The organism is Pseudomonas sp. BF-R-01 (genome assembly GCF_019946615.1).
GTDB classification, from domain to species: Bacteria; Pseudomonadota; Gammaproteobacteria; order Pseudomonadales; family Pseudomonadaceae; genus Aquipseudomonas; species Aquipseudomonas migulae.
Window position 1 is genome coordinate 19,644 of sequence record NZ_JAGYFX010000082.1, and the last position, 8,068, is coordinate 27,711.

Here is an 8,068-nt window from a genome sequence, read left to right on the forward strand (position 1 = left end):
CCTTCGCGGGCAAGCCTCGCTCCTACAAGATCGAGAGTCGCGCAAACCCGTAGGAGCGAGGCTTGCCCGCGAAGAGGCCATTGACCGCACCGCCTATTTGAAGGAATGAACCATGCTGCAACTGATCCTCGGCGGCGCCCGTTCCGGCAAAAGTCGCCTGGCCGAAAAACTGGCAGCAGACAGCCAGCTCCCGGTGACCTACATCGCCACCAGCCAACCGCTGGACGGTGAAATGAGCGAGCGGGTCGCCCACCACCGCGCCCGTCGTCCAGCCGAATGGGCGCTGATCGAAGAACCGGTTGAGCTGGCCCGCGTCCTGCGTGAAACCGCCTGTGCCAAGCGTTGCCTGTTGGTGGATTGCCTGACCCTGTGGATGACCAATCTGCTGATGCTCGACGACGCCGAGCGCCTGACAGCCGAACGCGAAGCCCTGCTGGACTGCCTGGCCGAACTGCCGGGTGAAATCATTTTTGTCAGCAACGAGACCGGAATGGGTGTCGTGCCGCTGGGCGAATTGACTCGCCGCTACGTCGATGAAGCCGGTTGGCTGCATCAAGCTTTGGCCGAGCGCTGTCAGCGAGTCGTCCTGACCGTCGCCGGCCTGCCCCTGACTCTGAAAGGAACTGCGTTATGACTCAATCCTGGTGGCTGAACCCCTGCAAGCCGATCGATGCCCAAGCTGTCGAGCAGGCTGAAGCCCGGCAACAGCAACTGACCAAACCGGCCGGTTCCCTCGGGCGGCTGGAGTCGGTGGCGGTGCAGTTGGCGGGATTGCAGGGGCAGGTCAAGCCGAGCCTGGATCAGCTGTGGATCGCGATTTTTGCCGGCGACCATGGCGTGGTCGCCGAAGGTGTGTCGGCGTTTCCCCAGGAAGTCACCGGGCAGATGCTGCACAACTTCGTCAACGGTGGCGCGGCGATCAGTGTGTTGGCGCGCCAACTCGGCGCGTCGCTCGAAGTGGTCGACCTCGGCACGGTCACGCCGTCGCTGAATCTGCCGGATGTGCGCCATTTGAACATCGGTGCCGGCACCGCGAATTTTGTCGACGGCCCGGCCATGACTCAAGCCCAGGGTGAACTCGCCTTGCAGGCCGGTCGCGACAGCGTGCAGCGCGCCATTGCGGCGGGCGCGCAGTTGTTCATCGGCGGCGAGATGGGCATCGGCAACACCACGGCGGCCAGTGCGTTGGCCTGTGCCTTGCTGGATTGTCCGGTGGTGCACTTGACCGGGCCGGGCACCGGCCTCAATGCGGCAGGTGTCAGTCATAAGGCTCAGGTCATCGAACGTGCCTTGGCCTTGCACAGCGCTCAGCGTGGCGATGCACTGCAAACCCTGTTCAACCTCGGTGGTTTTGAAATCGCCGCACTGGTCGGCGCGTATCTGGCCTGTGCCCAGGAAGGCGTCGCGGTGCTGGTGGACGGGTTCATTTGCAGCGTCGCCGCATTGGTGGCGGTGCGCTTGAATCCGCATTGCCGCGAGTGGCTGTTGTTCGGTCATCGCGGTGCCGAGCCGGGTCATCGCCATGTGCTGGAAACCCTGAACGCCGAACCCTTGCTGGACCTCGGTCTGCGTTTGGGCGAGGGCAGCGGCGCGGCGTTGGCCGTGCCGTTGCTGCGCCTGGCGTGTGACCTCCACGGGCAAATGGCGACCTTCGCCGAAGCCGCCGTGGCGGACCGTCCGGCATGACCTTGCGCCTGGACCTGTTGCGTCACGGCGAAACCGAACTGGGCGGCGGTTTGCGCGGCAGCCTCGACGATGCACTGACCGCCACAGGCTGGGCGCAGATGCGCGCAGCGGTGGTCGCGCAGGGGCCATGGGATCGTCTGGTCAGTTCGCCATTGCAACGCTGTGCGCGGTTCGCCGAAGAACTCGGGGCGCAACTGGGTTTGCCAGTGCAGCTGGATAAAGATCTGCAAGAACTGCATTTCGGTGCCTGGGAAGGGCAGAGCGCAGCGGCGCTGATGGAAACGGATGCCGAGGCGTTGGGTTTGTTCTGGGCCGATCCCTATTCGTTTACGCCGCCGCAGGGTGAGCGCGTCGCGGATTTTTCGACGCGAGTACTGGCCGCGGTCGGGCGTTTGCAGGCTGCCTGCGCGGGCGAGCGTGTGTTGCTGATCAGCCACGGCGGCGTCATGCGTTTGTTGCTGGCGCAGGCGCGGGGGTTGCCGCGTGAGCAGTTGCTCAACGTTGAAGTGGGCCATGGTTCGCTGTTTTCGTTGAACGTCGAACCCGGCGTCATTCTCAAGGAAGCGATCTGATCATGTTGCCGTTCTGGATCGCCCTGCAATTTCTGAGCAGCCTGCCGATTCGTCTGCCGGGCATGCCGGCGCCGCAGGAATTGGGGCGCTCGCTGCTGTTTTATCCGCTGGTGGGGCTGTTGTTCGGCGGGATCTTGTGGGCGTTGAACTGGGTGTTGTCGGGCACGCCGTTGTTGCTGCACGCGGCGTTGCTGTTGACGGTTTGGGTATTGCTCAGCGGTGCGTTACACCTCGACGGCCTGGCCGATAGCGCTGATGCGTGGCTCGGCGGTTTTGGCGATCGCGAGCGAACGCTGACGATCATGAAGGACCCGCGCAGCGGTCCGATAGCGGTGGTCACGCTGGTATTGGTGTTGCTGCTGAAATTCGCGGCGTTGCTGGCATTGATTGAGCAGCAGCACAGCGTTTTCCTGATCATCGTTCCGTTGATTGGCCGTGCTGCGTTGCTCGGGCTGTTCCTGACTACGCCGTATGTGCGGGCAGGTGGCTTGGGGCAGGCGCTGGCCGATCATCTGCCGCGTCTGGCGGGCAAGCAGGTGCTGGCGGTCAGTGCATTGGCTTGTGTGCTGATTGCTGGGCTCAGCGGTGTCGTGGCGTTGGTGTTGGCGGCGGTGGTGTTTGTCTGGTTGCGGCAGGTGATGCTGCGGCGATTGGGCGGGACCACGGGCGATACGGCGGGGGCGTTGCTGGAATTGCTGGAGATGGTTTTACTGATTGGCCTTGCACTGTTCCTGTAGGAGCGAGCGGTGCGGCGATCCGACTTGCCCGCGAAGAACGATAACTCAGTTTTTCTGTTAGACCGCGGGGCATTCTTCGCGGGCAAGCCTCGCTCCTACAGGGTTTTGTATCAAAAATTTGCATTCATTCAACCGCGGGTATATACACGCACCATGCTCGACTCCCAATGTTTATGCATCAACCTGCGTCGCGCTGCCCGTGGCGTCAGCAGGCACTACGACGGCGCTCTCGACGGCTTCGGAATCAACGTTGCCCAGTATTCTTTGCTGTGCAATCTGCAGCGTCTGAATGAACCGAGTATTTCCACCCTGGCGGAAGCCATGGGCCTGGACCGCAGCACCCTCGGGCGCAACCTGCGGGTATTGGAAGGCGACGGCCTGGTCATGCTGGTCGAGGGCGAAGACATGCGTAATCGCATCGTCAGGTTGACCGAGGCAGGCGCTGAACGCCTGAAAGCGGCCTTGCCGGCCTGGGAGGCGGCGCAGCAGCGACTGGTTGATCGTCTGGGCGCCGAAAAACGCGAAATTTTGCTGAAGCTGCTGGACGAACTGGCCTGACGCCAGTTTTTCCGATCTTAAGCGGGTATATACCCGCTACCGGAGAATAAGAATGACATCGATGTGGCGTACTTGCGGTTGGGTTTTAGTGGGGAGTGCGCTGATCCTTGCGTTGTCTCTGGGCGTGCGACACGGCTTCGGGCTGTTTCTGGCGCCGATGAGTGCCGAGTTCGGTTGGGGGCGTGAGACGTTTGCCTTTGCCATCGCCTTGCAGAACCTGATCTGGGGCCTGGCGCAGCCCTTTACCGGCGCGTTGGCCGACCGCTTCGGCGCGGCGAAAGTGGTGCTGATCGGCGGCGTGCTCTACGCGATGGGCCTGCTGTTCATGGGCTTGTCCGATTCGGCGGTAACCCTGTCGCTGAGCGCGGGACTATTGATCGGTATCGGGCTGTCGGGCACCTCATTTTCGGTGATCCTGGGCGTGGTTGGCCGCGTGGTACCCCCAGAGAAACGTAGCATGGGCATGGGTATCGCCAGCGCTGCCGGCTCTTTTGGCCAGTTCGCGATGGTACCTGGCACGCTGGGTTTGATCGGTTGGCTCGGCTGGTCGGCGGCATTGCTGGCGCTGGGCCTGCTGGTCGCGCTGATCGTGCCGCTGGTCAGTATGCTCAAGGACAAGCCGTTGCCGGTCCTCGGTCACGAGCAGACCCTCTCCGAAGCCTTGCGCGAAGCCTGTTCCCATTCGGGATTCTGGCTGCTGTCGTTCGGCTTTTTCGTCTGCGGTTTCCAGGTGGTGTTCATCGGTGTGCACTTGCCGGCGTATCTGGTGGATCAGCATTTGCCCGCCACGGTCGGCACGACGGTGCTGGCGCTGATCGGGTTGTTCAATATCTTCGGTACTTATACGGCGGGCTGGCTCGGCGGGCGGATGTCCAAGCCGCGTTTGCTCACCGGCCTGTATGTGCTGCGGGCCGTGGTGATTGTCCTGTTTCTGTGGGCGCCGGTGACGACAACCACGGCGTATCTGTTTGGCATGGCCATGGGCTTCCTGTGGCTGTCGACGGTGCCGTTGACCAACGGCACTGTGGCGACCTTGTTCGGCGTAAGAAATCTGTCCATGCTCGGTGGGATCGTTTTCCTGTTCCACCAGCTCGGATCGTTCCTGGGTGGCTGGTTGGGCGGGGTGGTGTATGACCGAACCGGGAGTTATGACTTGATCTGGCAAGTAGCGATTCTTTTGAGCCTGTTGGCGGCTGCCTTGAATTGGCCGGTGCGTGAGCGGCCGGTGGCGCGCCTGCAAACCCGGATGAGCGCGACATGAACAGCCTCTGGCCACGAATCGCCGTGGCAGCGGGCGGCCTGTTGCTGCTGGCCCTGGCGTGGTGGGGCTGGCATCAGGGCGGGCTGGCGTTGATGCAATTGGGCATGGGTGCTTGCTAGCAGGATGTGAGGGCGAGTAAGTTCATTGCAGACGACTTTTCAAGGATGCATGGACATGCTGATGCGCTGGCTTGCCGTTCCCGCGTTACTCATGGCGTTTACCGGATTGGCTCAAGCGGCCGACGAGTGCCCTGAGCTTTTGCAAGGCTCGTTGCCCAAGCTGCGGGCCAAGGAAACGATCGACCTGTGCCAGCGCTTCGCCGGCAAACCGCTGGTGGTGGTCAACACCGCGAGCTTTTGCGGTTTCGCCCCGCAGTTCAAAAGCCTGGAGGCGCTGAATCAGCGTTACAAGGGGCAGGGGCTGGAGGTGATCGGTGTGCCTTCCAATGACTTCAAGCAGGAATCCAAGGATGGTGCGGAAACCGCCAAGGTTTGCTACGTGAATTACGGCGTGACCTTCACCATGACCGAGACGCAGAAGGTTCGCGGTGATGATGCGATTCATCTGTTCCAGGTGCTTGCCGCCCAAAGCGATGCGCCGAAGTGGAATTTCTACAAGTATGTGGTCGATCGCAAAGGCAAGGTGATCGCCAACTTCTCCAGCCTCACCACGCCTGACGATCCAGAATTCATCGCCGCCGTGGAAAAAGCCCTGGCTTCACAACCCTGATCGACGCCCACTAAAAAGCCCCGCCTCTGTAAAGAGCGCGGGGCTTTTTTGATTCAGGCGGCGAGGGGTTCAGGCTCGCCGTGAATCACATCAGAAGCGGTAGGTCGCACCAATGCCGAAACCGTTCGCCCAGTTTTCATACTTGGCGTTGTAGGTCTGGTTGCGAGGAGCACCGTTGCTGTTGTTGACCTTGACCGACTCTTCGCGCAGGTACGAATACGCTACGTCGATGGTCAGGTCGTCGGTCGGGCTCCAGCCAGCGCCCAGGCTGAAGATCTTGCGATCGCCAGTCGGAATGCGCGGGGAACGGTTTTCGTTGTTGGTCGGCGCCTGGTCGACGGACAGACCGGTACGCAGCACCCATTGCTTGTTCAACTGATAGGAAGCACCGATGGCGTGAGCCCAGGTGTCGTGCCAGTTCTGCTCTTCAGTGATCGTGCGAAGGCCGCGTGCTGCCAGAGCGGCAGGGACGCCTTCGTTCTCGACGGTGATTTCTTTCAGGCGGCTCCAGCGAGTCCAGGTGCTGCCTGCGTAGAGGGTCCACTTGTCGTCCAGCTGATGAGTGACCGAGAAGTCCACGGACTCAGGCGTGGTGATGTCCAGCGAAGCGTCGAACTTCTGGTTCGGGTTCTGGCCCAGCGCCGCGAGTACTCCGTAGTTGACCTTGGTGTCACCGTCCAGCTTGTACTTCACTTTCGAGTGATAGGTCAGGCCGAGGCGAGTGCTTTCGAGGGCTTGAACCATGATGCCGATGTTGTAGCCGATAGCGGTGTCGTCACCCTTGATCTTGACGGTACCGTCCGCTGCCTGCGGGTTCAGCGACAGGTTCGATTCCAGCTTGCCGTCGATGCGGTTGATGGTCGGACCGAAACCGATGGACACCTTGTCGTTGAAGGCGTAGCTGACAGTTGGCTGCAGGGTGACGATCGTGACTTCGCTCTTGCTGCCGAAGTATTTGCCGGCGAAGCCGTTCTCGTAGTCGGTCACCAGGCCGAATGGTGCGTAGACGCCGAAACCGACAGCCCACTGGTCATCGATTGGCTTTACGTAGTAGCCCATGGGTACGCCCATGAAAGGGACCATGTCACCTTTGTTGGTACCACTATTCGGGCGGGAGCTTGCATCGCTGATGTCAGCGTGCGCGTCGATAAATGCAACACCACCGGTCACTTGTTCGCGCTTGAGGCGAGACATACCGGCAGGGTTGCCAAAAACGGTGGATGCGTCGTCGGCAGCAGAAGATCGCCCGGCAAAACCAGTGCCCATCCCACTGATGCTTTGTTCGTTGAGGGCAAAACCACTTGCGAAGATTTGGGTGGATGCCAAGGCAACGGCGAGGCTAAGGGTGGTTTTGAGCATTACTTTTTTCATTATTAGAACTCCTGGTGATCACCGGGGCGAAAATTACCAACATTTTCGTCCCAGCGCTATAGGCTGTATTGCTTGATTTAGAGCGGTTTTGTAGGACAATCCGACCAAAATCGCGACCTGTTGGGCGATCTTGTTAAGCGAGGGGGTCAGCAGGCGACTTGATTCAATGGTGATACACAGGTTTGCCAGGCGTAGGTGAAATCTCTCAGGCGTCCTTGGGGTTGGAAGGTCTGGCGCCAGATTCGGGCCATTCCCAGCAAGTCGTCTGCTTCGGGGAGGGGGGTGTTCTGTTCTTCGACCAGCAGCCAGGCGATGGCTGTGGCGTAACGCAGGTTTACGGTCAATTCGAGGTGTGGGCCGCTGAGGAACGCATGCTGGCTGGCCAGTCCGCGCACCAGGCTCGCGCGTTCCGGATCAAGTGCCAGGTAATGGTCCCAGAGTGCCTGGTGGCGGGGTTCGGCGATTCGGTACAAGCCGTGTCCACGGCGGTCATGCAGGGCGGAACCAAGGGCTGACTGACTGGCGGCGATGCCCAGCAGCAGGGATTCGGCGGTCGCGCTATGGCGTCCCAGGTAGATCAGTGTCGGACGGATCACATAACGGCACAGTTCGCTGGCAGCGATACCCATAAAACCCTCGAACAAGAAGTGGTCGGCGAGTCCTGAACTTAGCGTTGGCAGCGGGTGGATCGACTCAGGCTCGCCGTAAGCGGTTCAAGCCGCTTGAGTTGAAGTGTAGTGTCATATTCGCGCTGTAAAGGTCTGTTTTTAAAATATTTCCGGCAGACAGTTATAACCGTTATATCGGTTAGTGCTTACGCGGCGGCTGCGAAAAGGGAAATATCGGGCAATAAAAAGACCCGTTTTTTAGGGGGCGGGGCGGGTGTTCTTTTGTTTGGGTGCATATCCATTCTTGGGGTAACGGCTGCTATTGGTTTCGCTTTTACAGCGAGTCACTTTGGAAAAGCCCCAAAGTAACCAAAGGGCTCTTGCCCCTTTCGTTCGGTGCCTCGCTAGTGCTCGACATGCCCTCGCTCCGGTCCTGCTCCGTGGGCCCGCCGCGATCGGCCATCCCTGGCCGTGCGCGGCTAACCCGGCATCCATGCCGGGTTGCCCACTGCGCAGAACCTCCACTCGGCCTCTCGAGGGGGCGAC

At 60.7% G+C, this 8,068-nt stretch carries 10 protein-coding genes; 8 read left to right on the top strand and 2 right to left on the bottom strand.

What is annotated here, in order from left to right; genetic code table 11:
- Positions 1 to 112 precede the first annotated feature (112 nt).
- The 8 genes from cobU to KGB27_RS23700 all read left to right on the top strand — a co-directional run bounded on the left by cobU (position 113) and on the right by KGB27_RS23700 (position 5,543).
- The gene (gene cobU, locus KGB27_RS23670; protein WP_223436648.1) at positions 113 to 634 is read left to right on the top strand and encodes a bifunctional adenosylcobinamide kinase/adenosylcobinamide-phosphate guanylyltransferase; all 522 of its coding nucleotides are present in this window, start codon (positions 113 to 115) and stop codon (positions 632 to 634) included.
- Positions 631 to 1,686, top strand: a complete 1,056-nt coding sequence (gene cobT, locus KGB27_RS23675; protein ID WP_223556539.1) for a nicotinate-nucleotide--dimethylbenzimidazole phosphoribosyltransferase — start codon at positions 631 to 633, stop codon at positions 1,684 to 1,686. The genes cobU and cobT overlap by 4 nt, the downstream gene beginning before the upstream one ends.
- On the top strand, positions 1,683 to 2,258 hold the full coding sequence (gene cobC, locus KGB27_RS23680; protein ID WP_008039189.1) for an alpha-ribazole phosphatase family protein: 576 nt from the start codon (positions 1,683 to 1,685) through the stop codon (positions 2,256 to 2,258). Before cobT ends, cobC begins: the two co-directional genes overlap by 4 nt.
- A 2-nt stretch (positions 2,259 to 2,260) precedes the next feature.
- A complete protein-coding gene (locus KGB27_RS23685) occupies positions 2,261 to 2,995 on the top strand; it encodes an adenosylcobinamide-GDP ribazoletransferase (RefSeq protein WP_223556541.1) in 735 nt (244 codons plus the stop codon).
- A 153-nt stretch (positions 2,996 to 3,148) separates the two neighbouring features.
- Positions 3,149 to 3,553 carry a MarR family winged helix-turn-helix transcriptional regulator gene (locus tag KGB27_RS23690; RefSeq protein WP_008033571.1) on the top strand — a complete coding sequence of 135 codons (405 nt, stop codon included), beginning with the start codon at positions 3,149 to 3,151 and terminating at the stop codon, positions 3,551 to 3,553.
- Positions 3,554 to 3,605: 52 nt separating this feature from the next.
- The gene (locus KGB27_RS23695) at positions 3,606 to 4,814 is read left to right on the top strand and encodes an MFS transporter (RefSeq protein WP_008033572.1); all 1,209 of its coding nucleotides are present in this window, start codon (positions 3,606 to 3,608) and stop codon (positions 4,812 to 4,814) included.
- On the top strand, positions 4,811 to 4,933 hold the full coding sequence (locus KGB27_RS31415) for a hypothetical protein (RefSeq protein WP_008033574.1): 123 nt from the start codon (positions 4,811 to 4,813) through the stop codon (positions 4,931 to 4,933). The genes KGB27_RS23695 and KGB27_RS31415 overlap by 4 nt, the downstream gene beginning before the upstream one ends.
- Positions 4,934 to 4,994: 61 nt before the next feature.
- Positions 4,995 to 5,543, top strand: a complete 549-nt coding sequence (locus KGB27_RS23700; protein ID WP_411736630.1) for a glutathione peroxidase — start codon at positions 4,995 to 4,997, stop codon at positions 5,541 to 5,543.
- A 90-nt stretch (positions 5,544 to 5,633) separates the two neighbouring features.
- On the opposite strand, the gene KGB27_RS23705 is transcribed toward KGB27_RS23700, so the two are convergent.
- Both KGB27_RS23705 and KGB27_RS23710 read right to left on the bottom strand, forming a co-directional pair.
- Complete coding sequence (locus KGB27_RS23705) at positions 5,634 to 6,914, bottom strand: OmpP1/FadL family transporter (protein ID WP_008039174.1); 1,281 nt, start codon at positions 6,912 to 6,914, stop codon at positions 5,634 to 5,636.
- Positions 6,915 to 7,060: 146 nt separating this feature from the next.
- Positions 7,061 to 7,543 (bottom strand): hypothetical protein, encoded by a 483-nt coding sequence (locus KGB27_RS23710; RefSeq protein WP_008033583.1) that lies wholly within the window; start codon positions 7,541 to 7,543, stop codon positions 7,061 to 7,063.
- Positions 7,544 to 8,068: the final 525 nt, after the last annotated feature.

Coding starts and splice junctions, on each gene's coding strand:
- cobC (WP_008039189.1), top strand. CDS start 1,683: ATGACCTTGCGCCTGGACCTGTTGCGTCACGGCGAAACCGAACTGGGC.
- KGB27_RS23695 (WP_008033572.1), top strand. CDS start 3,606: ATGACATCGATGTGGCGTACTTGCGGTTGGGTTTTAGTGGGGAGTGCG.
- KGB27_RS23700 (WP_411736630.1), top strand. CDS start 4,995: ATGCGCTGGCTTGCCGTTCCCGCGTTACTCATGGCGTTTACCGGATTG.
- cobT (WP_223556539.1), top strand. CDS start 631: ATGACTCAATCCTGGTGGCTGAACCCCTGCAAGCCGATCGATGCCCAA.
- KGB27_RS23690 (WP_008033571.1), top strand. CDS start 3,149: ATGCTCGACTCCCAATGTTTATGCATCAACCTGCGTCGCGCTGCCCGT.
- cobU (WP_223436648.1), top strand. CDS start 113: ATGCTGCAACTGATCCTCGGCGGCGCCCGTTCCGGCAAAAGTCGCCTG.
- KGB27_RS31415 (WP_008033574.1), top strand. CDS start 4,811: ATGAACAGCCTCTGGCCACGAATCGCCGTGGCAGCGGGCGGCCTGTTG.
- KGB27_RS23710 (WP_008033583.1), bottom strand. CDS start 7,543: ATGGGTATCGCTGCCAGCGAACTGTGCCGTTATGTGATCCGTCCGACA.
- KGB27_RS23685 (WP_223556541.1), top strand. CDS start 2,261: ATGTTGCCGTTCTGGATCGCCCTGCAATTTCTGAGCAGCCTGCCGATT.
- KGB27_RS23705 (WP_008039174.1), bottom strand. CDS start 6,914: ATGAAAAAAGTAATGCTCAAAACCACCCTTAGCCTCGCCGTTGCCTTG.